This window comes from Undibacterium sp. WLX3042 (genome assembly GCF_049544825.1).
Taxonomy (GTDB): domain Bacteria; phylum Pseudomonadota; class Gammaproteobacteria; order Burkholderiales; family Burkholderiaceae_D; genus Undibacterium.
Genome location: NZ_CP186698.1, coordinates 3,448,627 through 3,474,607, shown reverse-complemented (window position 1 = coordinate 3,474,607; position 25,981 = coordinate 3,448,627). Strand labels below are relative to the sequence as shown.

The window sequence follows — 25,981 nt, the reverse complement described above, 5'->3', positions numbered from 1 at the left end:
AGTTGTTTTTAACGCTAGTGATGAATTTCGTGGAGTAAAAAAATGTCGTTGCGAAAAAGAAAATGGAAGTCACTCAGAGCCACAAGTATCAGTGATGCGACTGAACTGTGCCTGGACTACGCAACAGAAAACCATCGTCGTCCAGCAAAAGTGCTGGCAGATCTGATGGGGATTGATGTCAAGCTGCTGTACCGCTGGATGTCAGACAGCTCCATGCCGTTAAATCGTATCCGTCAGTTTGAGACATTTTGCGGAGCATCGTATATCAGTGAATATCTTTGCACTGCCCACGGCGACAAGATTGTCATAGACATCCCATCAGGGAAAAAATCCAATGTTACTGATTTGGCTGAAGTACAAGCCAATTTTGCAGAAGCAATCGCTTTACTGGCCCGTTTTTACCAGAATGGTGACGATGTTGAAAAGACAGTTTCTGTTTTAACCAGAACACTCTCTGAACTAGGATATCAACGTAATAACGTCATCAAGGTATCTCAACCTGAGCTTGCTTTGTTTGGGAGCGATAGATGAGTACCGTTATCGTCAAGTCTCAGTACACCGCTGCTGAACTTGCGGCAATGCTTTTAACAGGATTGCCGACTTCAAAGGTCAGCATCATTGCACTCGCAGATCGCCAAAACTGGAGCTACACAGAAGTATCAGGCCGTGGTGGTCTACGTCGTGAATACACACCGCCAGCGGAAGTCATGGAATTGATTCGCCGCGCTGCGACGAAACAGTTAGCAGCGACAATTACCCCGCAAAATATGCCTGCGATTGCACCGCAATCCAGCCTTGCGCACACCGAAGCACAGAATTTAACAGCAGACGCACGTAAAGGTGTACTGGATGCGTTAAACGCTGTTATGCAGCGCACTGGCTATCCGTTAAAACGGGCGGCAAAATATTTGATTGATATCGCCCGTAATGGTGATGCCAGTCCACAACTGGTCGCCATGTTGAAACTCGCCAGGGATGGCCGTGGCCGCTCCAGCGACGATGGTTTGCCATCAGACCGTAGCTTGACCCGCTTTGTTGAGTACCAGAAGACTGCATCACTCGTACCCAAAGTGCGTGAACGCGACATGAATGTTCCCGTATGGGCGAAGGCTTTCATGTCTTATTACCAGCGGCCTGAAAAGCCGACAGTCGAACATGCATACAAGCTGTTCTGCCAAAGCTACCAGGGAGATCTGCCGAGCATCCACAAAGTACGCCGTTTTCTGTCTAAAGTCGGTGCGGTATCCGTGCAGGTTGGACGCATGGGTAGCCATGAACTCAAAACCATCAAAGGCTTTGTACGCCGCGCCTTCGATAAATTGCTACCAAGTGATATTTACAGTGCCGACGGTCATACATTCGATGCAGAAGTCCAACATCCTATGCATGGTCGCCCTTTCCGGCCAGAAATTACCAGCGTCGTTGATGTCGCTACCCGTCGAGTTGTGGGATGGTCGGTAGATCTGGCCGAGAGTGCATTGGCTGTACTGGACGCGCTCCGCGTCTCGACAATGGTCGGCGGTGTACCTGCCATTCTGTATGTCGATAACGGTTCCGGCTATGTGAATCAGATGATGACTGATACCGCAACTGGCCTGATGGCAAGACTCGGCACAGAAATGGTCAACAGCTTACCGTACTCATCCCAGGCGCGTGGTGTCATTGAGCGACTGCATCAAACGATCTGGGTAAAAGCTGCCAAGGAAGTTCCGGGTTATATCGGTAAAGACATGGATCGCCAGGCCAAGCTGCAGGTGTTCAAGTTGTCACGTCAGGCTATCGCAAAAAAAACAGGTGAAACCACAGTCATGCCACTGATGCCGTGGGACTTGTTTTTACAGTTCTGCAAAGAGAAAGTCTCCGAGTACAACGCTGCGCCACATTCAACGCTGCCAAAGATCATTGACCCGACGACAGGCCGTCGCCGTCACATGAGTCCGGACGAAGCATGGCAACTTGCCGAAGAAAACGGTTTTAACGCACACCGCATCACTGACGATGAAGCGCGACCACTGTTCCGGCCACAGGTCATGCGCAGCGTCCGTCGCTGTGAAATCGAATTATTCACGAACCGCTACTACAGCGCAGCACTGGAAGAATTTCACGGTACTGAGGTTCGTGTCGGCTATGACCTGCACGACCCACATCTAGTCTGGATTTATGCAGACGATGGCCGTCTGATTTGCACCGCTGAGCTGGACGGCAACAAAGTTGACTACATGCCGCAATCGTTCGTGGAACGCGCACGTGACAAACGTGCTGCAGGCCGCGAACGTCGCCTGGAAGTGAAGCTGGAAGAAGTCCGAGCAGAGCGCGAAGGCATGCCAGCGCTGGAAGTTAGCCACGGCATCAGCATTCAAGCGGACATCGAACAACTACGTGCCAAATGGGCGCAACAACGTGAAACCGAACAATTGCTGCAGGTTGTGTCACACAAAGTTATCGACGTGGACTGTGTCAAAGAAGCCGCGCCAGTCGAAGAACCACAAGATACACCAGCCAGCAATGTCGTCGCCATACCTGAAACACCACAGGCACGGTTTTCCAAATGGCTGACATTAGATCAACAACTTAATGAGGGAGGTGAACACATAGAACCGCGACTAAAACACTGGCATCAGAGCTATCAGATGTCATCGGAATTCAGAATGTTTTACAGAAGGCACCAAGGACAAACTGGACAAGAAAACAGCACGGCGGCAACCGTGCTGGTCATGAACAACTAAAGAAAGAGACTAAATTATGAGTACAAACCAACAAAAAAACAAGCCAGCGGCAGATCGACCAAAAGGAGGTATTGCAGCTATTGCGACATTTGATCTGGTAGCAACCACGCTGGATCAGTTGACCAATCGTCGATTTGGCATGGATGGCATCGGTTGCCTGTTTGGCCCAAGTGGATGGGGAAAAACGTTTTCCAGCAATGTTCTGGCCATGGAAACCCGCGCCTATTTCGTGCAATTGCAGCCCGTCTGGACGAAGAAAACTTTCCTGCAAAAGATCCTGGACGAAATGAAAGTGGACTGGGATCGCAGCTGTAGCGTCCCTGACCTGTTTGACATGGTGATCCAGCAACTGGCTGCGTCCCAACGCACTCTGATACTTGATGAATTTAATCGTGCTATTGAAAGACCAGTTCTGGCGCAGATTACCCGCGCAATTTTCGACTGCACTCAGTCACCTATTCTCCTGGTCGGTGAAGAAAAGCTTCCAGGTGAACTTGCTAAACCAGCTTTCAAGCAGCTGTATCGCCGCGTCTCCGCATGGGCAGAAGCGCAGGACGTGACTGTTGAAGATACGAAAAAGCTGGCCCCAATCTATTGCCCGGACATCGATATTGCACCCGATGCCATTTCTGCCCTGACGTCATTTTCCAAAGGATCTGTGTCGTCAGTCGTCAAGTGCTTAAACGTGATCTATGAAAGCTGTTTAACGCAAGGTTTGGATAGCCTGAATATGGCTGCATTGCAAAAAATCGCATTGCCTTCTGCAACTCACCCAAAACGGAAGATTTAACGATGGCCAGACAACCTGCTCAATATGAAATTAAGGGTGGAAAGTCGCCCCGTCAAAAGGTGTGGGAACAAATGCGTAAGAACGCCGACAGATTCACCCAGGCACAGGTCGTTGAACGCGCCAAAGTGTCTGAAGATGCAGTCAAAGACTACGTCAAAGTCCTTCTGAAGGCGGGCTTTATCGCAGTCATTGATAGTGAACCAGTAGGAACGATGTGTAAGCGCAATGTCTACGCTCTTATCAAAGACAGTGGAATTGAAGCACCACGCCTGACAAAAAAAGGCGAAGTGGTGACACAAGGTAGCGTCAATGAAGCTATGTGGGGAACACTGCGCCGGGTCTTAAAGGGACAAACATTTAACTACCGGGAGCTTGCCTCATTTGCCAGCACCAGCACTCAGGAAGTATCAGAGGAAACAGCAAAGAGCTACGTTTTTATGCTGGCCGGAGCGAAGTATCTCGAATGCGTTAAACCGCCCGTACTTGGAAGGCGTGCGCAACCAGGGCGATATCGCTTCCGGCCACAAATGGACACTGGACCACGAGCGCCAATGATACAGCGTACAAAACAAGTCTATGACCCTAACCGAAATGAAGTGATGTGGGTAGAAGAAAAAGGAGCTGAAGATGAAGACATGTGAATACATGAATAGTGACTGGTTCAAAGGTCTGGAGCGTGAAATATCCAACAGCACTAAAGCCGATGTCGCTCGAAAAATGGGGATCAAACGATCACGGCTTTCATGTGTGATGAACGGCCTTGGCGCATACGGCACCGGTAAGGCCAGCACAGTAAATATCGAACAAGAGTACCGCCGGACATTTGAAAACGTCGAGTGTCCGTTTAACGGAAATGCCGTTCGTATTGAATTTTGTCGGGAAATTGCTCTGTGTTCTGCTCCGACCCATAACCCGCGCCAGATGATGCAGTGGCAAGCATGCCAAAAATGTGCACACAAGCCTAAGCCACTGATCGAGGTGATGCCACCAAAAAAGAAAGCGTTAAAAACATCATCTGACGTCAGTACAGAACCAGTCCAGCAAGCAGGAATCATCGACAAAGTAACCCTGCCACTGCCAGAAGTTGGCGCACCACAAATTGCAGATAACCAGGAGGCAGCATGAAACCAGTCAATACAGAACAAGCGAAACGCAATAGCGCCTTTATCGACCTGTTGATTGACACCATGACACTCAAAAACGATGCAGCGCTGTCACGCGTACTTGAAGTAGCGCCACCAGTCATCAGCAAAATCCGCCATGGCCGACTGCCTGTCGGCGCATCGATGCTGATCAGCGCTCATGAAGAAAGCGGTCTCAGTATCCGTGAAATGAAAGATGTACTTGGATTTAACAATGGTCAGGAGGCAGCATGAAAATCGCCAAACTCAATGAAATAGCGCACAACCACATTTTGCTGGGCGAATTATTGAACAGCGTTAAACGCCTCACAAAGGCATACGCGATCTGGCGTATTGATTGCCAATACCGGGCGCTCGGTGACTATGTCGATGATTTAAAGGCTAATCAGGTCGACGTAGAAAAAAAACGTCGTGAGTTGTTAATGCGACGGAGCGACTTGCGCGTAGAAATGCTTGAGGTCGGAGGCAATTGAGATGTCAACTTTGCCAACGTTCGACTGCCCAGTCTGCCGCAATCCATTGAGCTGGGACATCGTTTTTGCGCATCAGGGCGTCCGCGACACCATGCTTGCACTGGTCAATGCACATGCAGAAGGCCGCAAATTGCTGCGCCCTATGCTTGCCTATATTGGTTTGTTTGCCCCAGCGAAAACAGCGATGCGTTATGAGCGTGTTGCCAGCTTGGCGAATGAACTGGTCGCACTGATCGCCCCAGCGACTATTCAACGTGGTGGGCGGATCTGGCCAGCCCCGGCTGACTACTGGCGCCAGGGCTTTGAAGAAGTGGTGCAACGCGCCCACAGCAATACAGGTCTGCGCCTGCCGCTAAACAGCCATGGCTATTTGTTGGAAGTTATCACCGGCTATGCCAGTAAAACAGAAGCACAGGCAGAAACACGCAACGAGCAGCAACGCGCAGGCCATGCAGGTACAGGCAGTCATCGCCCACAAACCACGACTGTCGGCGTACCGGCATCGATACAGCAAATTGCAGAACAGCCTCGTACAGCAATGCCAGCCAGCGCCCGTCAGCACCTTGATCAGTTTTTAAAAAGAAAGCCACAGCATGAAAGTATTTCAACCGCAGAACCAGGCACCACAGAAACCACGGCCAGTAACGCCAGCCTCTGAAAAACCACGCCGTATTCCTATCGGCCCTACTGATATTTAACAGGAGAAACCATGACAAACCAAACCATCCCGGCTGGATACCAGCAAGACGCACAAGGTCGCCTGATACCAGAAGCCTTAATTAAACCGATAGACCGTGAACGTGACACGCTGGTACGTGAACTGATCAATAAAGCTGCCGCAGTCAATAAGACGCTTGCAGACTTTAAGACAGCCACATTCAACAACATCAATGCCTTTATCGATCTGAGCGTCGAGCAATACGACGTCAAGCTGGGCGGGAAAAAAGGCAACGTCACGCTGTTTTCCTTTGACGGCAAATACAAAGTGCAGTTTGCCGTCTCCGAAAACATCCAGTTTGATGAACGTTTGCAAGCCGCAAAAGAGCTGATCGACGAGTGCATTAAGGAATGGAGTCAAGGCTCTAGCCCTGAGATTCAAGTCCTCGTTCAAGACGCATTCAAAACAGATAAAGAAGGCAATCTGAACCACGGGCGCATTCTTGGCCTGCGCCGCTTGGACATCCAGGACGAACGCTGGCAGCGCGCGATGGTTGCCATCGGTGAATCTGTCCAGGTCGTTGGCAGCAAGCAGTATGTCCGCTTCTATCAGCGCCGTGATGGTACCGATCAATACGACGCAATCAGCATGGATTTCGCCTCAGTTTAATTGTTGGCCGCGCCCAGTCGCAGGTGGCGGGTAACGGCGACAGCACATGCATAGGCCACCTTAGCCAATGTGAGTGTGCCGCCTGACCCACGATACGGGTCACCTCTCATTCAATTTAATTTTTACGGAGCAATCATGAACAAAGCCGAACTCGTTAAACACCTTGCGGAATCAGCAGATGTCACCAAAGCACAAGCGGAATCAGTCCTGACAGCACTGGTGTTAACCGTTAAAGACGCCGTCCGCGCTGGCAATGAAATCACTATTACCGAGCTTGGAAAATTCAGCGCAACCGAACGCGCAGCGCGTACAGGTCGTAATCCTAAAACGGGTGAAGACATTGAAATTCCAGCGAAACGTGCGCCGAAATTTAGCCCGGCCAAGTCGTTCAAAGATCTGGTCAACAAATAAAGCGACATAAGCGAAACCAGACGGCGCAAGCCGTTTGGTCTGCCAGGTGTGGTTGCCTGGTACTGATGAGCAGCCAGAGAGGATACAAGATGAAACTCACTAAAGAACAGAAAGATGAACTAGCACTAAAGCTGAATAGCCCTTGGAGTTGCGTGAAATTGATTTGCGATGGATACGCCATAACCCTGAATGTTGAACGCAATAAAGGTTTGAGCTATCGCGTAGCTACTTACGTCAATGGTACATGGCGAGGCGAGTGGTTCAGTAGCGAAAAGCAATTTCCAGAGCAAAAATTTCTGCGTAAAGCGGTACGAGCGCTATGGAGTCCAGCGAAGCGAAAAGAAGCAGAAAAGATGCTGGGTAAGCGGCATGTTGCCAAAGATCCATTTTGGAATAAAACAATCACCTATTTTTCTTGCGACTGGCCAAGTGGAAAAGCGGCGATCAACCATCTGTGCAAGGTTTGCGAATCTGTGCAAATTGCTCCAGAGAGTACGGAGGACACCACAGAACTTGCAGCCTGAGCGAAACCAGACGGCGCAAGCCGTTTGGTCTGCCAGGCGTGGTTGCCTGGTACTGATGAGCAGCCAAAGGAAAACAAGTGATACCGAAAACAGCAGATCAATTACGCAAAGCAGAGCTGGCGCAAATCCATATTGCCAAAGTACAACTGGCACTGGATGACGACGCCTATCGCGCAATCCTGATGCAGGTCACTGGTAAAACATCATCAAAAGACCTGACATGGCAAGGACGTAAAGCGCTGCTCGATCACTTTAAGAAAGTTGGGTTCAAGGTTAAAGCGAAAGCTGCTGGCCGGAGTGCTCCTAACGTGACGCCAGATCGGCAGGAATTAATTGGAAAGATTGAAGCACAGTTGGCAGAGGCTGGCCGTCCGTGGGGGTATGCAGACGCGATGGCGAAACGTATTTGCAAAGTAGACAGGATTGATTGGTGTAAGCCAGATCAGCTTATGAAAATCATTGCGGCACTGAGCTATGACGCCAAGAGACATGGGAGGTATGAGGGATGACATCAACACCTGATAGCACCGTTAAATTACTCATAGAGATAATCGGTGAAGCCGCTGCACTACGGATGATGGATGCAAAAAATTTCGGCGGAATGACAGTTGAATTTCCAAAGAAAGAGACGGGACGCGGCGAACAAGCGTTTGCACGAATTGCAGAAGTCATCGGACATGACAAAGCAAAACGTTTGAGTAAGCAATTCGGTGGCGAGCGTTTATATATACCAAATCTCCATAACCATTTCATCGCAAAACGAAATAAGAGAATTGTTGCAAGTTATAATAATGGCACTAGTATTGCAGAATTAGTCAAAGAATATGAAATTTCAGATCGCTGGATCAGGGAAATTTTGAAAACGACAGATATGAACAGTGAGTTACAGGTCAGTCTGTTTTAATTGCAAGGATGATATGAATAAGCTGATTATTGGTTCTGCCGCTATTGCCGTCGCTGCGTTGGGATTTTTTGTAGTCCGCAATATGGCAGAAAGTAAGAAGATAGAAAGTTTAAAGCAACAGGTAACGCATAACTTAAAAGATCCTGAATCAGCAAAATTCAGAGAGGTAAAGCTGAACAAGGCCAAAACTGCACTTTGTGGCGAAGTTAACGCAAAAAATGGCTTTGGTGCATACGGCGGATATCAGCCATTTGTTGCTACTGACTCTGGTGCCATCATTATGCGCGGTGACTCATGCAATATCGGATCTATTACGAGCCAGATTGAATGTATGAGTGAAAGAAATAAGTTTTTAGAGTACGCAGTTAAAAATGAGTGTGTTAAACCAAGTGATATCCCATCGCTAACCAAGGGCAAATAATGAAAAAGATTACCGTCATTGCGATAGGTTTTTTGCTGTGTAATTTAGCAAATGCAGAAGTATATCGATGCGTTATTGATGGCAAGGTTAGTTTTTCAGATAAAGCCTGTCCAGGTGCAGGGAAAGCCATCGATGTTAAAGTCTCTCCTCCGAGTGGCCCAGGTAGCGATGCCGAAATGCAGGTAATTCAGAGTGATAGAGATCGGATACAATCGAATGAGAAAATCCGGCAAAACCTTGATAATCGTCTGAAGGTAAGACAACTTGACGAAGAAATCGACAATGCGCAAGTCAGGTTGAGAATGTTAAGTAGCCAGATGGAATCTGAACTGAAAGCATTGAAAAATAAAAAAAGATCAGCGAACAATAATCTTGCAGGCGCTGTGTATGAACAAAGCATCAGCTCAGAAATGAATGCAGTAACTGCCAGTTATAACAATAAAATAATCATTCAAAAAAATGAGATTGATCGGCTTCAAAGAGAAAAACAGATATTAATGAGTAACTAACAAAGGCGAGCCTGTAAATAAATTTGTGTAAATGTCCACGGTCTATTAACCTCTCGAGCGAGGAATTACCGATGGACATTTTAATGGATAGAGAAAAACTGAAAGCTTTGGCAAAGGAATGGTTCTTTCTTTTTGCGAGGTTTTTTCGTGGTCATCGTATCGGTCATGGCAAATCCCTTTCGGTATTATTTCATGACCCCGGTTCACACAGAAATTCTTACAGGCTCATCAAGAGATCACATCAGGAAAAAACATTGTTCTGCCAAGCAGCAGTCATGCCATAACGGCGACATGACTGCGTTCCGTAACGAATTAAAACGAATATTGCAAACCTACTGAAACGTTATTGACTGCTTCTTTGTCACCATTGAATTTGATTTTGCGGGTTTCAAATTCGCCACGCAAAGCTAGCTCTTTTGTCAGCTGATAACTTGCACCAAAACCAAATACGGGCTGTGTCGATGTTGTGCTGTCGTTATAGGCTCCAACACCTGCAACTGCTCCGCTGCCTTCGGCCTTGATGCTGGCCAGACCCAATTTAGCAAACCCGTTCAGTTCAGGAGTAAATGCATATTTATACAAACCTGCGACTTCAAAGCCTGTACCTTTCACGTCCGCAGATGCATTGGCGCCAGCAATGCTGGTCGTTGCAGAGATCGTCCCCAGAGAAAAATAGCTTGCTTCAACTGCAAAGTTTTTGTCGATGTTGTAACCGCCCAATAACTTGTATGTGTTTGAATTGGTACTGCATGAAACGACATTTTTACAATCATCATTCCAATGCGCTTTACCGACAGTGCCACCGACATACACTTGTGCGGATGCAGCTGCACTCAGCATAAAACCAACGGTAGCAATCATTCCAACAACTAATTTTTTATTCAGCATTATGTGACTCCTCAGGTTATCCAACGTCTTAACATTCAATGCTACACAATGACTATGTAGCTCAGCCTCAGCACAGCAAGATGTGCTTAAAGTGTGGCTGCAGTCTGGCAGCGGGAAAAAAATTTTTAAATGAAAATTCTGATAGTCTTCCGAGATGAAACAGCAAGTACCGGAATCTGACACCTTTCAATTCGTTACAAAAGGCTGGGCAAACGACATCAACACTCATCAGCCAGCGGATGAGTGCATCCATCATATAGAGTGCGACAGGCGCTTACTTTCACGGCGTCACCCCAGGAAATCAGTGGCTATCGCTGATTTCCGAAACATCTGTCCCCATATTCTGATCAGTGACATCGTACAATGACGGCTTAGTCAGGCACCGCTGCATAGAGCAGTGCCACACATCCTGCTCTTCTGAAAAAGAATTTCTGCTAGGCTGAAATCCTCGACTCAAAGTTGCACCTCTTTGTATGCATAACAAGAAATTTAACTCGCTGGCCAATTCGTATTTAATCTACGTGGGTGTCGCTATCGCTTCCGGCGGTGTCGCTTTGTACACGCCACTGATCGTTTCAGAAACAGGAAAAAATTTTTCCGGTTTCTGGGCTGCCTCCATCCTGTTTGGCTTGAATCTGGGCCGCGTCATAGGCTCATTTGCAGGTAGCCGGTTTTCACGTGCAGTCAATCATCCGCTCATGGTTTGTGGGAATATTTTTCTCGAAGGGATTGCGCTGTATTGCATGGCATTCCTGCAGCAAGCGTGGGCGCTCGCACTGTTTGCGGTACTCGCCGGATTCGGCAGCGGGCTGTCGTTTCCCGGCTTAAAAAATTATCTGCTGAAACTCCGTGATCTCGACCAGTCTTCCTTGTTCAGCCGCCTCGCCTTTGCGATAAGAATGGGGCTGGTCAGCGGTTATCTGCTGGCCAGCTGGGTGCCGCATGAAAGTTTGCGCCTGGTATTTCTGATCGTTCTGATCACCTTCATTGCTTACGGCATTTTTATGCTGATTGCGATGCGGGCAATTTCCAAACACGAAAAAGAATATCTGACCATGCACACAGCGACGGTACAGCAAGAAATACAAGCAGGTGAATTAAAGACAAATTCCATCAATAAAAACATCGCTGCGGCAAATCACCGGGCACATGAATTACCAATTTTGTTCTATCTTTCAAACGCCATGTTCTGGTGTTTTGCAATACAACCGATGATAGGATTCAGCCTGCATATTCCTAAATTCACACCGGATATTCCGGTATCCACACCATTCTGGATATCTGCGCTGGTAATCATCTTTTTTCAGATTCCGATTTCGAAACGTGCGATCAGAATCAGAGATCATTTCCGTTTTTTACAAATTGGCTACGCCTGTCTTTTTCTGAGTTTCTTGCTGATGTTTGTTTTCACGCGCTCTTCTTCTGCTGTGATCACATCTGCGATATTACTGTCGTTCGGACAAGTATTTTACGGTCCTTCATTAGACGTGCTGACCGCACGTTTTGCCGATAAAACCAGTGCTGATACCGGAAAACTGATGTCGAAACAGATGCTGTATCAGAGCATGGGAAATATGGTAGGCAGTCTGACCGGCGGGATACTGTTCGACCTGTCGCAACATTTCAACAGCCCTCGTCTCAACTGGTTATTGCTGGCGATTGCCAGTGTGATCATGGTGATACTGAGTAAAAGTAAAATTCCCCGGCTGTATCGTCAGGCTGGAAATATACAATCTTCAACATGAGGAAAAATTGTTACCAGCAGGAACAAAAAAATAGTATTGTCAGTTCTTTTGAAACCTATTCCGATAGTTAACGATTGTTTTCACCCGATCATCGCCATTCGACATTAAAATCGTGGCTGGCAACACAGGTGAAATCATGAAGATACACGGCGAATGGGAAATCAGCAAAGTGCGCAACGTGGTCGTGCGGGCTTTTGCAGGCAGTTTTAATGAACAGGGCTTTAATGCCATGTTTGAAGAATTTAAGAAAATCGCGCCGGTCGGGGCTCCTTGGGCAAGTATGGCACAGGGAGAATACTGGGAAATGGCACCCGCAGCTGCCCTGCAGTCTTATACGCATATGCGTGAATGGGCAATTGCGCATGGCTGCCAATGTATTGCGTTCGTCTGTCCAAGCCGGTTTCATCTGGACATCGTGAAACGTAATGCCGGTGTTGTTCCTGGCGATGATCTTTATGTCTGCGCCACAACTGAAGAGGCTTGTGCGTGGCTAACTGCCAAAGGCTTCCCATTCTCTATCGACGATTTTCAACATCATGCGTTTTTAGAAAAAGCGAAAAGAAGACTGGAGAATGACCCGACCAGCACCTTCTTCAGGGTAGCGTAGCGCCTGTTCCACTCAGATTTACGACATTTCGCCCACCTATTTATATTCATCGTACTTACGAGCATCACCACGGACGATGTCAGATGGATATTTCAGCGCATTCAAGTGAATTTTTTCATTCGTCGCGGCGATCAGATCAATGTTCAACTGTTCTGCCAGCATGATCAGATAAGCCATCACGTCCGCCATTTCGTGCCGCACCGCCTGTAATTTTTCTGCGCCGAGCTCATCTGCCCTGCCACTGCTCAGCCATTGAAAAGGCTCCAGTAATTCCGCCGCCTCAACAATGAGTGCACTCGCCAGATTTTTTGGTGTGTGGAACTGCTCCCAATGGCGTTCCGCAGTAAATTGACGCAATCGTGCACGGAGATCGTTCAAACTGTCCGTACTCACTAATTCATTCGCCATCTGAGTTTTCATCATACGTAAAAAGATGTTTTATTGCGTTGCAATATTTTTTATCGCAAGAGCATAAATCCGAGGTTAAAATACATAATGCGGCAATGCAGCATTTTCTGAACATTGAAGCACCAGATTTAAGGCTGGTCATGATATCGAACGGAGCCGTATATCCCGGGACGGTTTTCACCGATGATTGTCAGTGAATACTTTGACCGGCGAATATTAACGGCAGGTGCTGCCTGTCATTGCAAGATTCATTTGTGTAATCGCTTTACCAGGCGTTCCTGATCAAAAATTAACGCTTGAAACGTCTTATCCACTTTTAAGGAGAGATTCATGGCTTTGATTCAAACACAGATTTCTGTCGTTGCGCAAGAACAGCTGAGCAAACAACTGGAACTTTTACAGTCATTTTCAGATACCGCTTTTCAAGGTCTGGAAAAAATGATTGCTCTCAACTTTGCAACAATCAGGGATGCCGTCGACAAAGTTACGGCGAGTTCTCGTCAGGTGCTTTCAAGTAATGACCCACAAGAATTATTCGCTTTGGCGCAAACCCAGAGACAACCTCAGATCCACAGCCTGCTTGCCTACGGCAAAGAACTGGCAACTATTTCCTGTGATACGCGCGAGGCATTTCTGCATCTAGCGAATGCTGATAACAATCATCTGATTTCAGTGCATATAACAAAGACGGAAGTTGCACCAGTCGTTGCAGAAAAATCACTGAACGCAAGCCCTGCCAGTAAAAAAAAGGTATCACCGGCAAAAGTTAAAAGCATCAGCGGCACTAAACAAATCTCACTTTTACCTGAGACGGATGTGAAAATAAGCACGGTGAAAGTAAGTGCAGACAAGAAGATCGTCAGCCAAACCGCAACATCATCGAAAAAAGCCACGATCCCCGCCAGCAAAGCAAAGGCAACCGTTAAAGCCGGGGTAAAAGCCAGCACGCCCGCAGTTTCCGCGACATCGGCAAAAAACGCTGGTAAAAGAACAAAAGCGACTGCACCGAAAACAGTAAAAAAAACGATCACGGCTCAAGCTGAAGCAACATCAGCAACCGCTGTAACAGAGGTGCAGCCAGTTTCCCCTGCTGCCGCAGTACCAGCCACACCTGCTCCAATTAAAGAAGCTGTTGCACCGGAAAATACGACACCCGCGGCCTCCCCGGAGGTAGCGGTGACACAAAAAAAATCGGCGGTGAAGTTCCCATTTCCGCCGACGAAGAATCTGCAAGGTGATAAACCTGCCTTCCCCCAAGCAGGTGGCAGACCAGCCTATAAAGGTAAAGCCAGCCCTGCAACAGGCGCGAAAAAACGGGTACGCCAGTAACAGCCATATGCCAGCTCTGTGCAATTAATGAGCGCGTAAAAAAATCCCGATAGATTACTACCGGGATTTTTTTATCGGACTTTATCCGACTAAATGCAGAATTCTATATTTCAGCCAACCGTCTTAATCTCTCCTGCTCTTCCAGAATAGCAGACTCAATCTCACGCATCACTTCGTCCACGTTCACTGGCCGCGTATCGGCGGCGACATGTCCAGTCAATGGCGTTTCTGGTGTCAACTGACCTGCAATATACAATTTCCAGATTTCCTTACCATATTGAGTATCATTTAATTGCGGTACAAACTGTCCGAAATACGATGCCAGATTCGCGACATCGCGTTCCAGCATCGCCGCCGCTTCGGTATTACTGGCAGCATCAATCGCCTGCGGTAAGTCGATAATGACAGGACCATCGCCATTGACCATAATATTGAACTCGGATAAATCACCATGAATAATACCGGCACACAGCATCAACACCACCTGATGCAATAATTGCGCGTGATATTGCAGCGCCAGCTCTGCCGACAAACTAATATCGTTAAGCCTCGGAGCTGCCTTACCCTCCGCATCGGTCACCAGCTCCATCAGCAATACACCTTCAAAACAAATATAAGGCGTTGGGACTTTCACACCGGCGGCCGCTAACTTATAAAGGGCATCGACTTCGGCGTTTTGCCAGACTTCTTCCTGCATCTGACGGCCATAGCGCGTGCCTTTTTCCATCGCCCTTGCCTGGCGACTGTTTTTTACCTTACGCCCTTCCTGATAAGAGGTGGCCTGTTTAAAACTGCGCTGGCTCGCCTCTTTGTAGACTTTTGCACAGCGAATATCGTCGCCGCTACGAACAACATAGACTGTAGCTTCTTTGCCACTCATCAACTGCCGCAGCACTTCATCGATCAGCCCCTCTTCGATCAGAGGCTGTAGTCTTTTTGGTGTTTTCATGCCATCGCAATCATGTTCACTTACGCGGTTTGCCGGTACGTTGCGGCGGTGTATGCGGACGTGATTTGTTACGCATATCGTAAATCGTCTGAGCGTCCTGTTCAGCACGTTCCTGCGTCCGCATCTCCGGATGATCGTCGTGCAACGTAAAGAAATCATTCGCTTGTGCACGCATCACGTGTTTAATCGCAGCTTCATCGCTGAGATCAAATTTCTCTGTCATCAGCGTGGTAACTTCATCCAGATAGTCTTCATAGGTCATCATAGGAAATCCTTGAGAAAAGCGCCTGTCGCGCCTTATTTAATTTATTTGCTCCGCATCAGAATGGCAGCGGAATGGCGCTGCATCTGACACTGGCGCAGCACTGCCTCGGAGTAACAACTGTTTCAGAGCGCATTGTACACGCGAGACATTTCGGGCATCCGCCAGAACTTGAGGTGCGAGCTGAAATCCCTACTTTTTCTCAGCTACAATGCGACCTTCCCTGAAACACTGCAAGGCAATTTGTATGAGCATCATTATTCACGAAGGGCTGCGCGCCTATATCGATCCCCTGACAGAACATGAATATGCGGCGCTGGAACGCAGCATACTCACAGAAGGCTGCCGCGATGCGCTGGTACTCTGGGGCGACGTTTTAATTGACGGGCACAATCGCTACGCTATCTGCCAGCGCCATCAGATTCCTTTTAAGACCATACAAAACGATCATTTCAAAGATATCGAAGATGTACAGTTATGGATGATCGATAATCATCTGGCACGCCGCAGCGTTTCTGATTTTCAGCGCGGCATGTTAGCGCTGCGGAAAAAAGAAATTATTTCTATGCGCATCAAAGCGCAAGATGAAAATGCTGCATCTGGTAATGAAGAAACAGAAGTCGCTATTCCCGTAGTAAAACCTACCCAAAGTCGTCAGGAAATTGCGCGGATCGCAGGTATCAGCAGCAACGCTGTTTTACAGATAGAAAAAATTCAGCGTGCAGCTGCGCCGGAACTGGTTCAGGCTGTGCGCGACGGCACTATCTCCATCAGCGCTGCGGCTGCCGTAGCGACATTGCCAAGCAATGAGCAGGCTGCCGCAGTTGCTGGTGGTCGTAAAGAATTACAACAAGCGGCTAAACAAGTTCGCGAAAAAATACGTGAACAAAAAGCACCTACAAAAGCAAACAAAATCCCTGAATCACCCGAAGTAGCAAATCAGTCTGAGACTACAAATAATGCGATGGATCAGATCAACGAATCTGTCATTTTGCAACAGCGAATTACGGCTCTCGAAGCGGAAAATGCGGCATTGATAGAAAAAATCGCACAGTTGAATGCAGCCTTGTCGGCCGCAACGACGCAAAACTAACGCAGAGAATTTCAGGATAGTCATGTCTAAGCCACGTCAGAGCTTGTCCCGCCTTTTTCTGAATAAGCTGCCAGCGGATGAATCTATCCATCGCCAACGTTTGCAAGCACTTTCAGATCAGCATCACGGTAAGCCTTTTATTCTCGACGATGATGGTCTGCGCATGATGTATCTGACCCCGGCATGCATGCAAAGTGCAATGAAGCTGGATGAGCCTGATCGCTTGCTCTGCGCTTACTCAAGAATCATGATGGGATTTCTGCTGTTCAATCCTGCGGCACAACATATTATTCTGATTGGTCTTGGCGGCGGTTCGCTGGTCAGGTATTGCTACCACCACCTGCCAGACTGCCGCATTACGGCAATCGACATCAACGCCGACGTGATCGCCATGCGGGAACAATTTTTTATACCGCCCGACGACGAGCGTCTGACGGTGATTCATGCGGATGCCGCTGAATGGTTGCCTCTGCAAAACCAACAGGCAGACGTGATTTTTCTGGATGCCTACAATGAAGAAGGGCTGGTTCCGGCTCTGAATACAGAGAAATTTTATGCCGACTGCTATCGTAATCTGAATAAAAGCGGCATCTTGGTTGCCAATGTATGGGGCAAGCCCAGCGCGATTGCGCCGATGCTAATTCATCTGCAAGATAAATTTTTACAACAGGTGAACTGGATTAAATCCTACGACAGCTATAACCTCATTGTCTTTGCCTGCAAACACGAAGTCTCTGAAACCCGGTTGTTGCAGAATGCTGAGGTCGTATCAGCACAACACACCGCTCTGGCCTTACCTGAACTGATCAAAAACTGGCATACGATTGAATTTAATGGCGCGACGGCAAACAATAAATTTGCCGTCATCACAGATCATTTACGCAGTGTTCTGGTAGCTGACCCGAACGTCCCGCAGACCTATGCTGAATGGAAAGCATCTGTTTTCCTCTGAGGCTTCCTTACGACACGGCGTGTGCTCTGTTTTCTGGCTTTTCATATACCGTAGTCACAACATCTGCGGTATGTCAGACTGTTATTCAGTTTTACCGCATCCAGATTGTAAAAGCAGATGGTTTCTGGCAAGCTTGACGCGTCACTTGAGAAAAAATAAGGGTAGAACGCAAGTTCAGGGAGAGTTTTTATGTTTGATGAAAATGATTTTTTTGCTATTTCTAAATTTTTAAAATTAGGAATTAAAATCACCTTCAGAAACCCGATGGGACAAAATCCTTCCTTCGAGACAAGCTTCCCCAATCCCAAAGGCGGCAAAGTATCCCTGAATGAAAAAAATATATACGATATCGAACGGAAACTGCGCGCATTACTAGGTAGTGATATTCCGGTAAAAACAAAGATCACACCATTCGCTTATCTGGGTACAAATTTTCGTGGCTTGCTGTATTGCACCAGAGGTTCTAACGAGTACGTTGTTGAAGAGACGCACAATGTGTTCGGAACAGAATCGAAGCGTGTTGTCAGAAAGGCCGACGATTTCAATCAGTTGCTCAGCTAATCCTTACCCATCGACAACGCCCCATTAACCTTCGCGACGCATCAGTATTATCACTCGGGTCGCCACCACCAATCTATTTACCTGTAGCAATAGCCTTGTGCTCTCTTCATATTGTGTCTTTGTAACACTTTCCACTGAAGCTTACTGAAAACAGTGCAATATCAGCCTGCCTGCATTAGTGTAATCTTGCCCTCCCCTGTCAGAACAATAGTCTCAGTTCGTCATTTACCGACAACCAGCCGGAATTCACCGATCAATACACGACAAGCTGATGCGTCTGCATTATCGTTCTTCTGTCACCTTAACTATGTTTTTTGAAGGAGCTGCTATGAATCAGAATCATGAAGAACCTCTGACCAGAAACAGAAAAAACTATTTCGTCGGTTTATTACTGATCAGCGTCGGGGCGCTGTTTCTGATCGACAAAGTCAATATTGCGGATGCGACAGATTATTGGTACCTGATTCCGGCTGTGATCGCTTGTTCCGGATTGATTGAAATCATCAGCTCGCGTCAACCTGACAATATTGCCAAGGGATGCTTCAATATCATTCTCGCCTTCTGGCTCTATGCGTCTGTTGAACATCTGTGGGGCTGGACCTTCCGTACCAGCTGGCCTGTCATTCTGATCGCCTTTGGTGCCAGAAGCATCATTGCTGGATTCCTGTCTGCACGTAAATAATTTCCATCATTTCATCACATATCCGGAGGCAGCATTATGAGCAAACGTCAACCGCAAGCACAGATTTTTTTCGGTGTGCTGTTACTGATATTTGGCGCACTGGCGCTGATCGACAATTTAGATATTTTCAATACGCGTCAGTTTTTCCAATTCTGGCCAACCGTCTTCATACTCATTGGCCTGCTGAAAATCTCCCGTAGCCAACAAACATCCGGTCGCTTGATTGGAGGGGCTTTTATTGCAGTCGGTACTTTGCTGACACTGCAACATATGGGTATCGTCTATTTCAGATTACGTGACTGGTGGCCGGTCTTGATTATTATCGCCGGTCTGATGATCATTTTCAAAGATAAAGTCAACACACAAACATCGTATTTAAACGCAGCGGATGGCATTCAAAATGTGCATTCAGAAAGTAATGTTTCGGCCATTATGAGCGGTGCAAAATTACAAAATTCCACGCAGGATTTTCGCGGCGGTGAATTAACCGCGGTCATGGGAGGGATAGAACTCGATCTGCGAAACGCCAGTATTCAGACAGAGGCAACATTAAACGTTTTTGCAATGTGGGGAGGAATAGAACTGAAAATACCCAATGACTGGACTGTCATATCTCAGGGTATTCCGGTGTTAGGTGGATTTGAAGACAAAACTGCGCCACCTTTGATGCGTGAAAAAAAATTGTATATTCAGGGCTATGCGATTATGGGTGCGGTAGAAATAAAGAACTGAACCACTATACCCGGTGACAAAAAATGCACCCTATTCTGTCCGACTTCCGCCGATTTGTCTGGTATCTTGCAGCATGGCTGATGACAGGAGTTTTGCTTTCGAGGCTCCTGTTCAGTGCGGGTTACGCTGGCTGGGGTTACTCGCTGACATTTACTTTGCCAGTTGTATTGGTGTTCGGTTTTATAGTGACTTCCCCGTACTACATTTGTCGCACCTTCCCACTGACAAAGCGGACCTTCTTTCTCGTCTTTCTGATTTTCGGCAGCAGCTCCATCGTATCGGGTTTGTTGTTGCTGGCGATCTCTGAAGCATGGAATATGCTGCTGATGTCGGTTACCGAACAAGGTAAGGCTTTGACAATCTCGAACCAGCTTGCCATCATTATTTTTATTACCGGACTCGCTGTCTATCTGATCTCACTGCTTGCATATGATGTGCTGATCACCTTTGAAAATCTGCGTGATGCTGAACGACGGGAAGCTCATTCCTTGTTGCACGCACGCGAAGCAGAATTGCAGGTATTGCGTACGCAAATTGAGCCGCATTTTTTGTTCAATAGTCTCAATTCCATCAGCGCACTGACAAGTATTGATCCGGCAGCAGCCAGAAACATGGCAATTTCTCTAGCAGATTTTTTCAGGAAGACACTGACTTTATCTGAACATAAGATGATCACGGTCAGAGAAGAACTGGATCTGTGCAGTCATTTTCTGGCGGTAGAAAAAATTCGCTACGGCCAGAAGCTAGAGGTCGGCATTACTGCAGACCGCGACACTGAGCTCGCTTTGATACCACCTATGAGTTTGCAACCATTATTTGAAAATGCAATCAAACATGGCATCCGACAATTATCTGAGGGCGGCGTCATCAGCGCCAGTATTAGCCGCCGGAATGACTGGTTACACATTCGTGTACAAAATCCGGTTTCAGACAAAGTCGCGACGGATAATGGTATCGGGCTGGGATTAACAAATTTACGGGAACGCTTTCATACGCTTTATGGCGACCGTTCCCGCGTACACTGGTCACGCACCGATGAACTCTTCTTTGTAGAAATATCGCTACCAACAGAATGCAACCAACGAGCCGATACGATATGAATCACTCCCTCAGAGTCCTGATTGCAGATGACGAGGAACTTGGCCGCCGCCTGATCCGCGAGTATCTGCGTCGTCATCCGAGTACTATCGTGATCAGTGAATGTGAGACCGGGACTGAAACCGTCGATGCGATACTGACACATCAACCTGATCTGATATTTTTAGACATACAGATGCCGGAATTAACCGGTCTGGAAGTATTAGATGTTACGGGCAGAAAATCTGGCGTTATCTTTACGACTGCGTATGACCAATATGCGGTAAAGGCATTCGACTTACACGCAATAGATTATCTTTTAAAACCATTTTCACAACAGCGTTTTGATGAGGCTCTGAATAAAGCAACAAAACTGATACGGGAAGATCGATCAGAAGTTACTCAGTCTTCTGGTATTCAGCAACTGATTGCATCGAACATGCAGCAGTCGCAGCGTGTGACGATACGCGACAGAGGAAAGGTGCATGTACTTCAATCAGAAGACATCGATTTTATTGAGGCGCAGGATGACTACATTCTGATTCATACGCAAGGCAGAACGCTCATGAAAACACAGAGCCTGTCAGATATTGAAGAACAACTTTCTTCAGCCAATTTTGTCAGAGTCCATCGTTCTTATCTGTTACATATCAAAGCACTAACAGGGATAGAACGCCAGAGTAAAGACACGCAGGTGGCCGTGTTACGCAGTGGTATCAAGATTCCAGTCAGCCGTACCGGCTACGAGCGTCTTAAAACACGATTGAATTAATCCGCCTTTGATCCCTACTCTCTAACTATCAATTTCAATGGTAAGGATAAGCGATTATGTAAGATACTCAACCGAATCGCACTCTCTGCTCAAATGACAACATAAAAGAAAGTTAGTGAAATTTCAACCGCTGACTAAATGATTGAATTGAGAATAAAAAATTTCAAAGTCCTCAGATATCATTGGTCGAGAGAAATCATATCCTTGAGCCTCGTCGCAACCGAAGGATCTGAGTTTTGCAAGTAACTCGTGGGACTCAACACCCTCAGCCAAAGCAACCAAATTCAAACAATGTGCCATTTGAATAATGCCGCGAACAATGGCGACATCATTTGCATCATCAATCATGTCTTTAACAAAAGACTGATCGATTTTAAGCTTATCAATGTTGAATTTTTTTAAGTATGCTAAGCTCGAATACCCTGTTCCAAAATCGTCAATAGATATCTTCACTCCTACATGTCGTAAACGTTTTAGGCAGTCCAGCGCACCGATATTATTATCAGATAGCATTTTTTCTGTTACTTCTAACTCCAGCATTTCAGGATCGAGTCCAGAAATTTTTAAGGCGGACAGTACTGATTGTTCCACATCACCACGCTTAAACTGAGCAGCAGATAAATTAACACCCATTTGCATGATCGTAAGGTTCTTATTCTTCCACTCAACAGCCTGACGACAGGCCTCTAACAAGACCCAATCTCCAATTTCAACAATCAGCCCGCTTTCTTCAGCCAATGGAATAAAATAATCTGGAGGAATTTCACCCATTTCTGAATGGTTCCATCTCAGCAAAGCTTCAACACCAACAATTTTTCCGTTTGTCAAACTCAATTGAGGTTGATAGTGTATGCACAATTCATCTCGTACAATTGCGTGTCTGAGGTCATCTCTAAGTTTCATGTAATTAGAAACATCCTCGTCCATTTTCTGATCAAAAAAACGATATAAATTACGGCCTGATTCCTTCGCATGATACATCGCCATGTCAGCATTTTTTCTCAAAACCTCAAAGGTTTCAGCATCATCTGGATATATGGACATACCTATGGATGTGGACGTATAAATCTCACGATCCTCTAAATAAAAAGGCCTTTGTAAAGCATCTAAAATTTTTTCCGCAACTTGAACAACATCTTCAGATTTAGTAAGCCCTGGAGCAATAATCAAGAACTCATCGCCGCCAATCCGAGCAATACTGTCAGATTTTCGAACACTTTCTTCCAGTCTTTTAGCAACCTCTTTAAGAAGAAGGTCGCCAATATCGTGGCCTAACGAATCATTAATTTTCTTAAAATGATCCAAATCAAGAAATAGCAAACCCAGCTTTGTTTTCTCTCTCAGGCAAAATGTCTTCACTTGCTCAAACCGATCCTGCAACATCACTCTGTTCGGTAATCCAGTGAGAGGGTCATGAAAAGCTAGAAACTCAACTTCCATCTCAGTCATTTTCCGCTTGGTGATATCACTCGATACACCTCTGTACCCTGTCATTACGCCGAACTCATCAAAAATTGGAGTTCCAGATGAAGATATCCAATAAAACTGCCCAGGCGCATATTCCAATTTGGAAATATGATCTTTAAATGGCTCATGACGATATAACTGCTCACGAAACTCACTCCAATCACAACTTATCGAGGTCAATTCAGCGACTTCCCAAGGAGCTTTGCCAGTTAAAAATTGATTGATTAAAGGTGAGATACCAATTGATATAACTGTGAATCTTAAATTACGATCCTGCTGCCAGAACCAGTCTGATGACAGACCAGTTAAAGCCCGGAACTGCTCTTCACTTTCCTTTGCTTTTGTATACGGGTCCTTAAACGCATTAACAAAAAGTGTCTGATAAAGAACCACATAAGATATAACTTTAAAAAGATATCCAAAAACAAAGTTATTTAGAAGGTCTGGAGAGGATTGAAATTCAACAAAAAACAACTCTCCAATCGCCAAGAAAAGGCAGGATGTGGCCAACGAAAAATATCGTTTTTTATTCCTATCTTTAGCTAAAGAAATAAAAGTAATACCCAATAAAATATCGGCGCTAAACAACGCATATTCAAAAAATTTTATTGTAGTAGTGGAGCACACTCCCGATATGCATATTTGGGGAACAAAAACCGTTTGCAAGGAAGAAAGCCAGATTACGACAATTCCAAGGACACCAGATAAAACTACAGCGATCCACTTGTTAAAATTGACTCTTAAGGAATAGATTTCCGAAATAAGTGCCAATATCACAAATATCTGACAGATCAATCCAAAAAAAAGTATTCGCTGAATAGAACTTTCATCCCAAATTCCAGATACTTCAGCGTAATTAAGCACGGGCATTAATTCCAATAAAGCAATCGTACTGAATCCGATTAAATATATATTGGAGTTAGAAGATTTATCCGTCTCATATTCATACCACGACACGTTAGCAATCAATAAGGCTGCGGTTACAGCAAGCACACCTAGCAGCAAACGTGCTGCCAGCATGTACTGTGAACTCTGTTCAAATAAATTAAACGCCGGATTAAATTGAAGAATAGAGAATAACAAAATACATGTTAATAACTGGCGATATTGCTGTCGCCAGTAATTTGCTAAATCTATATTTGGCATTAATACCTCCGAACAAAATAGCTACCATTATCAAAAAATTATGCTCAACGTTGAGAGTAAACTTAAACAAAAAAATTAATGGTTATTATTTTCGGATGTACTTTCACGCATCTGCGAGCTTTTTAAATGAAAAAAGCTGAAATTGTTTTTAAGTATTGACCTAATAGGTATTATATTAACATCTAGTTACAATCAGCTTATCGCTTATTACTAACTAGCTAATTTTTGATTTTTTAAGATGCGTTAGGTGTCAGCCGCTAAAAAATATTACGATGTAGCGATAACTGACGAATTTACTATCTTGAGAAGGATGCAATTCTTCCGAATAGTTGGGAGACTACGGGTTATCTTCGAATTAACGTTGCTATACGTTTCAGTTAGACAGTGAGGTGGCAAAGTTCGTTTTGTATGACATCTCTGCTCGGCTAAGGGACTGCGCTGTGTAGGCTAAGGTTTTTATATGCTGATAAGTGAGGAATACGTGAACGGACATTCAGTCGTACGTGCAAATCTGAAAATCATGAGGTCCGCCCAGCGCGTTATTTTACTAACTTCGGTTCATCTCTTTCGTTGAGAATAATTTCTCTTATGTCTGAATTACAAGCCGCAAAGTTTATATACAACTCATTGAGAATCATTACTCAACGAAAACCGGTACTGATTGATCGCATCACGTGTTTCCATCGCAATACGGCGGGCTGCATCTGTATATGTTTCATCACCGGAACCCTTTGCGTACAAAATTGCACGCGATGAATTAATCATCATCCCCGTTCCGTTCACTGTTTTTCCGGCCGCGACAGTTGCAGCAATATCGCCGCCTTGTGCACCAATGCCAGGTACCAGCAATGGCATCTCACCGACAATATTACGGACCTGCGCCAGCTCATCAGGAAAGGTCGCGCCAACGACCAAACCGCATTGTCCATTGGTGTTCCACTTTTCTACCACCAGTTTGGCAACATGCTGATACAGAGGTACGCCACCGACATCAAGGAACTGCAAATCAGATCCGCCAGCGTTCGATGTACGGCATAAAACAATTGTCCCCTTATCTTTCCACTCCATATACGGAGCAACAGAGTCGAATCCCATGTAAGGATTAACTGTCACAGCATCGGCACCATAACGTTCAAACGCTTCGCGTGCGTATTGTTCGGCTGTCGCGCCGATATCTCCCCGCTTCGCGTCCAGTATGACGGGGACAGCAGGATAAGTCGTTTTGATATAACGGCAAAGCGCTTCCAGCTGATCTTCTGCGCGTAATGCAGCAAAATAAGCAATCTGCGGTTTGAATGAACAAGCGAGGTCGGCAGTGGCATCGATCATCGCTTTGCAAAAGGTAAAAATAGCATCGGGCTTTCCGGCTAACTCAGCCGGGAAACGGCTGACGTCTGGATCAAGTCCGACACACAGCAGAGATTGATTTTCAGCCCAGGCGGCATTTAATTTTTTTATAAAAGTCACAACTTCCCTCTGCGCAGATACGGTTTTTAAATAACCCCGGCATTATACCTTGCGGACTCAGACGGATAGAAACGAAGATCAAAGACAAGTGGCACCGAATTTGATTATCATGTCACACACAATTTTTTCTTATTAATTTTCATTATTTGAGTGTTGAAATGCACGACTCTGCAAACAAAGAACAGGACTTACTGGCACTTGATAACCAATTTTGCTTTGCACTGTATTCTGCATCTCTGGCGCTCACCAAAAGTTACAAACCTCTGCTGGACGAACTCGGTCTGACCTATCCGCAGTATCTGGTTATGCTGGTGCTTTGGGGACAGGATAATATCTTCGTCAAGGATATAGGAGCGGCCTTATTTCTTGATTCAGGTACGCTGACGCCGTTGTTAAAACGTCTGGAAACAGCAGGTTTGGTGGAGCGGCACCGCGATGAATCGGATGAACGTCAGGTCAGGATTATCCTGACGGATAGCGGTAAAGACCTGAAAAAAGCCGCCAAAAGAATTCCGCTAAAGATTCTATGCGCCAGCGGGCAAGATCCAAAAACGCTTAAGCAGCTACGCAGCCAGCTCTCAGAATTAAGAGCGAACCTCACAGAAAAATAAAATTCT

General features: G+C 46.1%; 32 protein-coding genes, 2 other RNA genes and 1 pseudogene. 29 read left to right on the top strand and 6 right to left on the bottom strand.

Annotated elements, in window-relative coordinates; all coding sequences use genetic code 11:
• The first annotated feature begins 42 nt into the window (after nt 1-42).
• The 18 genes and pseudogenes from ACPAOP_RS15765 to ACPAOP_RS15680 all read left to right on the top strand — a co-directional run bounded on the left by ACPAOP_RS15765 (nt 43) and on the right by ACPAOP_RS15680 (nt 9,511).
• On the top strand, nt 43-531 hold the full coding sequence (locus tag ACPAOP_RS15765) for a hypothetical protein (RefSeq protein ID WP_423708636.1): 489 nt from the start codon (nt 43-45) through the stop codon (nt 529-531).
• Nucleotides 528-2,726: a Mu transposase C-terminal domain-containing protein gene (locus ACPAOP_RS15760; protein WP_423708635.1), complete on the top strand. Its 2,199-nt coding sequence runs from the start codon at nt 528-530 to the stop codon at nt 2,724-2,726. The genes ACPAOP_RS15765 and ACPAOP_RS15760 overlap by 4 nt, the downstream gene beginning before the upstream one ends.
• Before the next feature lie 139 nt (nt 2,727-2,865).
• Nucleotides 2,866-3,516, top strand: coding sequence for an AAA family ATPase (locus tag ACPAOP_RS15755; protein ID WP_423708634.1), 651 nt, complete (start codon nt 2,866-2,868; stop codon nt 3,514-3,516).
• A gap of 2 nt (nt 3,517-3,518) precedes the next feature.
• Nucleotides 3,519-4,157 (top strand): hypothetical protein, encoded by a 639-nt coding sequence (locus ACPAOP_RS15750; protein ID WP_423708633.1) that lies wholly within the window; start codon nt 3,519-3,521, stop codon nt 4,155-4,157.
• A complete protein-coding gene (locus ACPAOP_RS15745) occupies nt 4,144-4,641 on the top strand; it encodes a MarR family transcriptional regulator (protein WP_423708632.1) in 498 nt (165 codons plus the stop codon). The genes ACPAOP_RS15750 and ACPAOP_RS15745 overlap by 14 nt, the downstream gene beginning before the upstream one ends.
• Nucleotides 4,638-4,865: pseudogene (locus ACPAOP_RS15740) on the top strand (hypothetical protein); the annotation flags it as partial. The gene ACPAOP_RS15745 and the pseudogene ACPAOP_RS15740, both read left to right, overlap by 4 nt.
• A 23-nt stretch (nt 4,866-4,888) precedes the next feature.
• Nucleotides 4,889-5,131: a hypothetical protein gene (locus tag ACPAOP_RS15735; protein WP_423708631.1), complete on the top strand. Its 243-nt coding sequence runs from the start codon at nt 4,889-4,891 to the stop codon at nt 5,129-5,131.
• A 1-nt stretch (nt 5,132) separates the two neighbouring features.
• Nucleotides 5,133-5,789, top strand: coding sequence for a hypothetical protein (locus ACPAOP_RS15730; RefSeq protein WP_423708630.1), 657 nt, complete (start codon nt 5,133-5,135; stop codon nt 5,787-5,789).
• A gap of 51 nt (nt 5,790-5,840) precedes the next feature.
• Nucleotides 5,841-6,458 (top strand): DUF3164 family protein, encoded by a 618-nt coding sequence (locus ACPAOP_RS15725; protein WP_190481023.1) that lies wholly within the window; start codon nt 5,841-5,843, stop codon nt 6,456-6,458.
• Between the two features lie 135 nt (nt 6,459-6,593).
• Complete coding sequence (locus ACPAOP_RS15720) at nt 6,594-6,869, top strand: HU family DNA-binding protein (protein ID WP_423708629.1); 276 nt, start codon at nt 6,594-6,596, stop codon at nt 6,867-6,869.
• An 8-nt stretch (nt 6,870-6,877) separates the two neighbouring features.
• Nucleotides 6,878-6,948: hammerhead ribozyme type II (locus ACPAOP_RS15715), an RNA gene on the top strand.
• Between the two features lie 10 nt (nt 6,949-6,958).
• The gene (locus tag ACPAOP_RS15710; RefSeq protein WP_423708628.1) at nt 6,959-7,393 is read left to right on the top strand and encodes a hypothetical protein; all 435 of its coding nucleotides are present in this window, start codon (nt 6,959-6,961) and stop codon (nt 7,391-7,393) included.
• Nucleotides 7,392-7,462: hammerhead ribozyme type II (locus tag ACPAOP_RS15705), an RNA gene on the top strand. Before ACPAOP_RS15710 ends, ACPAOP_RS15705 begins: the two co-directional genes overlap by 2 nt.
• Nucleotides 7,463-7,470: 8 nt before the next feature.
• Nucleotides 7,471-7,902, top strand: coding sequence for a gp16 family protein (locus ACPAOP_RS15700; RefSeq protein ID WP_423708627.1), 432 nt, complete (start codon nt 7,471-7,473; stop codon nt 7,900-7,902).
• Nucleotides 7,899-8,297 (top strand): Mor transcription activator family protein, encoded by a 399-nt coding sequence (locus ACPAOP_RS15695; RefSeq protein WP_423708626.1) that lies wholly within the window; start codon nt 7,899-7,901, stop codon nt 8,295-8,297. The genes ACPAOP_RS15700 and ACPAOP_RS15695 overlap by 4 nt, the downstream gene beginning before the upstream one ends.
• 13 nt (nt 8,298-8,310) lie before the next feature.
• Nucleotides 8,311-8,718, top strand: a complete 408-nt coding sequence (locus tag ACPAOP_RS15690) for a hypothetical protein (protein ID WP_423708625.1) — start codon at nt 8,311-8,313, stop codon at nt 8,716-8,718.
• Nucleotides 8,718-9,227 carry a DUF4124 domain-containing protein gene (locus tag ACPAOP_RS15685; RefSeq protein WP_423708624.1) on the top strand — a complete coding sequence of 170 codons (510 nt, stop codon included), beginning with the start codon at nt 8,718-8,720 and terminating at the stop codon, nt 9,225-9,227. The genes ACPAOP_RS15690 and ACPAOP_RS15685 overlap by 1 nt, the downstream gene beginning before the upstream one ends.
• Nucleotides 9,228-9,298: 71 nt before the next feature.
• Nucleotides 9,299-9,511: a hypothetical protein gene (locus ACPAOP_RS15680; RefSeq protein ID WP_423708623.1), complete on the top strand. Its 213-nt coding sequence runs from the start codon at nt 9,299-9,301 to the stop codon at nt 9,509-9,511.
• A 28-nt stretch (nt 9,512-9,539) separates the two neighbouring features.
• On the opposite strand, the gene ACPAOP_RS15675 is transcribed toward ACPAOP_RS15680, so the two are convergent.
• Complete coding sequence (locus ACPAOP_RS15675) at nt 9,540-10,115, bottom strand: outer membrane beta-barrel protein (RefSeq protein ID WP_423708622.1); 576 nt, start codon at nt 10,113-10,115, stop codon at nt 9,540-9,542.
• A gap of 473 nt (nt 10,116-10,588) precedes the next feature.
• On the opposite strand from ACPAOP_RS15675, the gene ACPAOP_RS15670 reads away from it, so the two are divergent.
• Together ACPAOP_RS15670 and ACPAOP_RS15665 are read left to right on the top strand one after the other, a co-directional pair.
• Nucleotides 10,589-11,860: an MFS transporter gene (locus ACPAOP_RS15670; RefSeq protein WP_423708621.1), complete on the top strand. Its 1,272-nt coding sequence runs from the start codon at nt 10,589-10,591 to the stop codon at nt 11,858-11,860.
• Between the two features lie 136 nt (nt 11,861-11,996).
• Nucleotides 11,997-12,467, top strand: a complete 471-nt coding sequence (locus ACPAOP_RS15665; protein ID WP_423708620.1) for a hypothetical protein — start codon at nt 11,997-11,999, stop codon at nt 12,465-12,467.
• Between the two features lie 36 nt (nt 12,468-12,503).
• Here ACPAOP_RS15665 and ACPAOP_RS15660 read toward each other — a convergent pair whose 3' ends face one another.
• Nucleotides 12,504-12,890, bottom strand: coding sequence for a nucleotide pyrophosphohydrolase (locus ACPAOP_RS15660; RefSeq protein WP_423708619.1), 387 nt, complete (start codon nt 12,888-12,890; stop codon nt 12,504-12,506).
• A 315-nt stretch (nt 12,891-13,205) separates the two neighbouring features.
• Here ACPAOP_RS15660 and phaP point away from each other — a divergent pair, with 315 nt between their 5' ends.
• Nucleotides 13,206-14,204 carry a TIGR01841 family phasin gene (gene phaP, locus ACPAOP_RS15655; protein WP_423708618.1) on the top strand — a complete coding sequence of 333 codons (999 nt, stop codon included), beginning with the start codon at nt 13,206-13,208 and terminating at the stop codon, nt 14,202-14,204.
• Nucleotides 14,205-14,307: 103 nt separating this feature from the next.
• Here phaP and ACPAOP_RS15650 read toward each other — a convergent pair whose 3' ends face one another.
• Both ACPAOP_RS15650 and ACPAOP_RS15645 read right to left on the bottom strand, forming a co-directional pair.
• Nucleotides 14,308-15,153, bottom strand: coding sequence for a PA4780 family RIO1-like protein kinase (locus ACPAOP_RS15650; RefSeq protein ID WP_423708617.1), 846 nt, complete (start codon nt 15,151-15,153; stop codon nt 14,308-14,310).
• 16 nt (nt 15,154-15,169) lie between these two features.
• Nucleotides 15,170-15,415 carry a hypothetical protein gene (locus tag ACPAOP_RS15645; protein WP_423682350.1) on the bottom strand — a complete coding sequence of 82 codons (246 nt, stop codon included), beginning with the start codon at nt 15,413-15,415 and terminating at the stop codon, nt 15,170-15,172.
• Between the two features lie 247 nt (nt 15,416-15,662).
• Between ACPAOP_RS15645 and ACPAOP_RS15640 the strand changes: the two genes are divergently transcribed.
• The 7 genes from ACPAOP_RS15640 to ACPAOP_RS15610 all read left to right on the top strand — a co-directional run bounded on the left by ACPAOP_RS15640 (nt 15,663) and on the right by ACPAOP_RS15610 (nt 21,284).
• Complete coding sequence (locus ACPAOP_RS15640) at nt 15,663-16,508, top strand: hypothetical protein (protein ID WP_423708616.1); 846 nt, start codon at nt 15,663-15,665, stop codon at nt 16,506-16,508.
• 22 nt (nt 16,509-16,530) lie between these two features.
• Complete coding sequence (locus tag ACPAOP_RS15635) at nt 16,531-17,460, top strand: methyltransferase domain-containing protein (protein ID WP_423708615.1); 930 nt, start codon at nt 16,531-16,533, stop codon at nt 17,458-17,460.
• A 189-nt stretch (nt 17,461-17,649) separates the two neighbouring features.
• A complete protein-coding gene (locus tag ACPAOP_RS15630; RefSeq protein WP_423680093.1) occupies nt 17,650-18,021 on the top strand; it encodes a hypothetical protein in 372 nt (123 codons plus the stop codon).
• Nucleotides 18,022-18,349: 328 nt separating this feature from the next.
• Complete coding sequence (locus ACPAOP_RS15625; RefSeq protein WP_423708614.1) at nt 18,350-18,703, top strand: LiaF transmembrane domain-containing protein; 354 nt, start codon at nt 18,350-18,352, stop codon at nt 18,701-18,703.
• Between the two features lie 36 nt (nt 18,704-18,739).
• Nucleotides 18,740-19,435 (top strand): LiaI-LiaF-like domain-containing protein, encoded by a 696-nt coding sequence (locus tag ACPAOP_RS15620; RefSeq protein ID WP_423680091.1) that lies wholly within the window; start codon nt 18,740-18,742, stop codon nt 19,433-19,435.
• 23 nt (nt 19,436-19,458) lie between these two features.
• Nucleotides 19,459-20,535 carry a sensor histidine kinase gene (locus tag ACPAOP_RS15615; RefSeq protein WP_423708613.1) on the top strand — a complete coding sequence of 359 codons (1,077 nt, stop codon included), beginning with the start codon at nt 19,459-19,461 and terminating at the stop codon, nt 20,533-20,535.
• Entirely contained in the window at nt 20,532-21,284 is a 753-nt protein-coding gene (locus ACPAOP_RS15610) for a LytR/AlgR family response regulator transcription factor (protein WP_423680089.1), read from the top strand. The genes ACPAOP_RS15615 and ACPAOP_RS15610 overlap by 4 nt, the downstream gene beginning before the upstream one ends.
• 123 nt (nt 21,285-21,407) lie before the next feature.
• Here the strand turns inward: ACPAOP_RS15610 and ACPAOP_RS15605 are convergent, their stop codons facing one another.
• Both ACPAOP_RS15605 and pyrF read right to left on the bottom strand, forming a co-directional pair.
• Entirely contained in the window at nt 21,408-23,897 is a 2,490-nt protein-coding gene (locus ACPAOP_RS15605; RefSeq protein WP_423708612.1) for a bifunctional diguanylate cyclase/phosphodiesterase, read from the bottom strand.
• A 624-nt stretch (nt 23,898-24,521) separates the two neighbouring features.
• Nucleotides 24,522-25,364, bottom strand: a complete 843-nt coding sequence (pyrF, locus tag ACPAOP_RS15600) for an orotidine-5'-phosphate decarboxylase (RefSeq protein WP_423680086.1) — start codon at nt 25,362-25,364, stop codon at nt 24,522-24,524.
• Nucleotides 25,365-25,522: 158 nt separating this feature from the next.
• Here pyrF and ACPAOP_RS15595 point away from each other — a divergent pair, with 158 nt between their 5' ends.
• Nucleotides 25,523-25,975, top strand: a complete 453-nt coding sequence (locus ACPAOP_RS15595) for a MarR family winged helix-turn-helix transcriptional regulator (RefSeq protein WP_423680084.1) — start codon at nt 25,523-25,525, stop codon at nt 25,973-25,975.
• Nucleotides 25,976-25,981: the final 6 nt, after the last annotated feature.

Excerpts from the sequence above, each read along its gene's own strand:
- ACPAOP_RS15765 (WP_423708636.1), top strand. The coding sequence starts at position 43 with ATGTCGTTGCGAAAAAGAAAATGGAAGTCACTCAGAGCCACAAGTATC.
- ACPAOP_RS15760 (WP_423708635.1), top strand. The coding sequence starts at position 528 with ATGAGTACCGTTATCGTCAAGTCTCAGTACACCGCTGCTGAACTTGCG.
- ACPAOP_RS15755 (WP_423708634.1), top strand. The coding sequence starts at position 2,866 with ATGGATGGCATCGGTTGCCTGTTTGGCCCAAGTGGATGGGGAAAAACG.
- ACPAOP_RS15750 (WP_423708633.1), top strand. The coding sequence starts at position 3,519 with ATGGCCAGACAACCTGCTCAATATGAAATTAAGGGTGGAAAGTCGCCC.
- ACPAOP_RS15745 (WP_423708632.1), top strand. The coding sequence starts at position 4,144 with ATGAAGACATGTGAATACATGAATAGTGACTGGTTCAAAGGTCTGGAG.
- ACPAOP_RS15735 (WP_423708631.1), top strand. The coding sequence starts at position 4,889 with ATGAAAATCGCCAAACTCAATGAAATAGCGCACAACCACATTTTGCTG.
- ACPAOP_RS15730 (WP_423708630.1), top strand. The coding sequence starts at position 5,133 with ATGTCAACTTTGCCAACGTTCGACTGCCCAGTCTGCCGCAATCCATTG.
- ACPAOP_RS15725 (WP_190481023.1), top strand. The coding sequence starts at position 5,841 with ATGACAAACCAAACCATCCCGGCTGGATACCAGCAAGACGCACAAGGT.
- ACPAOP_RS15720 (WP_423708629.1), top strand. The coding sequence starts at position 6,594 with ATGAACAAAGCCGAACTCGTTAAACACCTTGCGGAATCAGCAGATGTC.
- ACPAOP_RS15710 (WP_423708628.1), top strand. The coding sequence starts at position 6,959 with ATGAAACTCACTAAAGAACAGAAAGATGAACTAGCACTAAAGCTGAAT.
- ACPAOP_RS15695 (WP_423708626.1), top strand. The coding sequence starts at position 7,899 with ATGACATCAACACCTGATAGCACCGTTAAATTACTCATAGAGATAATC.
- ACPAOP_RS15690 (WP_423708625.1), top strand. The coding sequence starts at position 8,311 with ATGAATAAGCTGATTATTGGTTCTGCCGCTATTGCCGTCGCTGCGTTG.
- ACPAOP_RS15685 (WP_423708624.1), top strand. The coding sequence starts at position 8,718 with ATGAAAAAGATTACCGTCATTGCGATAGGTTTTTTGCTGTGTAATTTA.
- ACPAOP_RS15680 (WP_423708623.1), top strand. The coding sequence starts at position 9,299 with ATGGACATTTTAATGGATAGAGAAAAACTGAAAGCTTTGGCAAAGGAA.
- ACPAOP_RS15675 (WP_423708622.1), bottom strand. The coding sequence starts at position 10,115 with ATGCTGAATAAAAAATTAGTTGTTGGAATGATTGCTACCGTTGGTTTT.
- ACPAOP_RS15670 (WP_423708621.1), top strand. The coding sequence starts at position 10,589 with ATGCATAACAAGAAATTTAACTCGCTGGCCAATTCGTATTTAATCTAC.
- ACPAOP_RS15665 (WP_423708620.1), top strand. The coding sequence starts at position 11,997 with ATGAAGATACACGGCGAATGGGAAATCAGCAAAGTGCGCAACGTGGTC.
- ACPAOP_RS15660 (WP_423708619.1), bottom strand. The coding sequence starts at position 12,890 with ATGATGAAAACTCAGATGGCGAATGAATTAGTGAGTACGGACAGTTTG.
- phaP (WP_423708618.1), top strand. The coding sequence starts at position 13,206 with ATGGCTTTGATTCAAACACAGATTTCTGTCGTTGCGCAAGAACAGCTG.
- ACPAOP_RS15650 (WP_423708617.1), bottom strand. The coding sequence starts at position 15,153 with ATGAAAACACCAAAAAGACTACAGCCTCTGATCGAAGAGGGGCTGATC.
- ACPAOP_RS15645 (WP_423682350.1), bottom strand. The coding sequence starts at position 15,415 with ATGACCTATGAAGACTATCTGGATGAAGTTACCACGCTGATGACAGAG.
- ACPAOP_RS15640 (WP_423708616.1), top strand. The coding sequence starts at position 15,663 with ATGAGCATCATTATTCACGAAGGGCTGCGCGCCTATATCGATCCCCTG.
- ACPAOP_RS15635 (WP_423708615.1), top strand. The coding sequence starts at position 16,531 with ATGTCTAAGCCACGTCAGAGCTTGTCCCGCCTTTTTCTGAATAAGCTG.
- ACPAOP_RS15630 (WP_423680093.1), top strand. The coding sequence starts at position 17,650 with ATGTTTGATGAAAATGATTTTTTTGCTATTTCTAAATTTTTAAAATTA.
- ACPAOP_RS15625 (WP_423708614.1), top strand. The coding sequence starts at position 18,350 with ATGAATCAGAATCATGAAGAACCTCTGACCAGAAACAGAAAAAACTAT.
- ACPAOP_RS15620 (WP_423680091.1), top strand. The coding sequence starts at position 18,740 with ATGAGCAAACGTCAACCGCAAGCACAGATTTTTTTCGGTGTGCTGTTA.
- ACPAOP_RS15615 (WP_423708613.1), top strand. The coding sequence starts at position 19,459 with ATGCACCCTATTCTGTCCGACTTCCGCCGATTTGTCTGGTATCTTGCA.
- ACPAOP_RS15610 (WP_423680089.1), top strand. The coding sequence starts at position 20,532 with ATGAATCACTCCCTCAGAGTCCTGATTGCAGATGACGAGGAACTTGGC.
- ACPAOP_RS15605 (WP_423708612.1), bottom strand. The coding sequence starts at position 23,897 with ATGCCAAATATAGATTTAGCAAATTACTGGCGACAGCAATATCGCCAG.
- ACPAOP_RS15595 (WP_423680084.1), top strand. The coding sequence starts at position 25,523 with ATGCACGACTCTGCAAACAAAGAACAGGACTTACTGGCACTTGATAAC.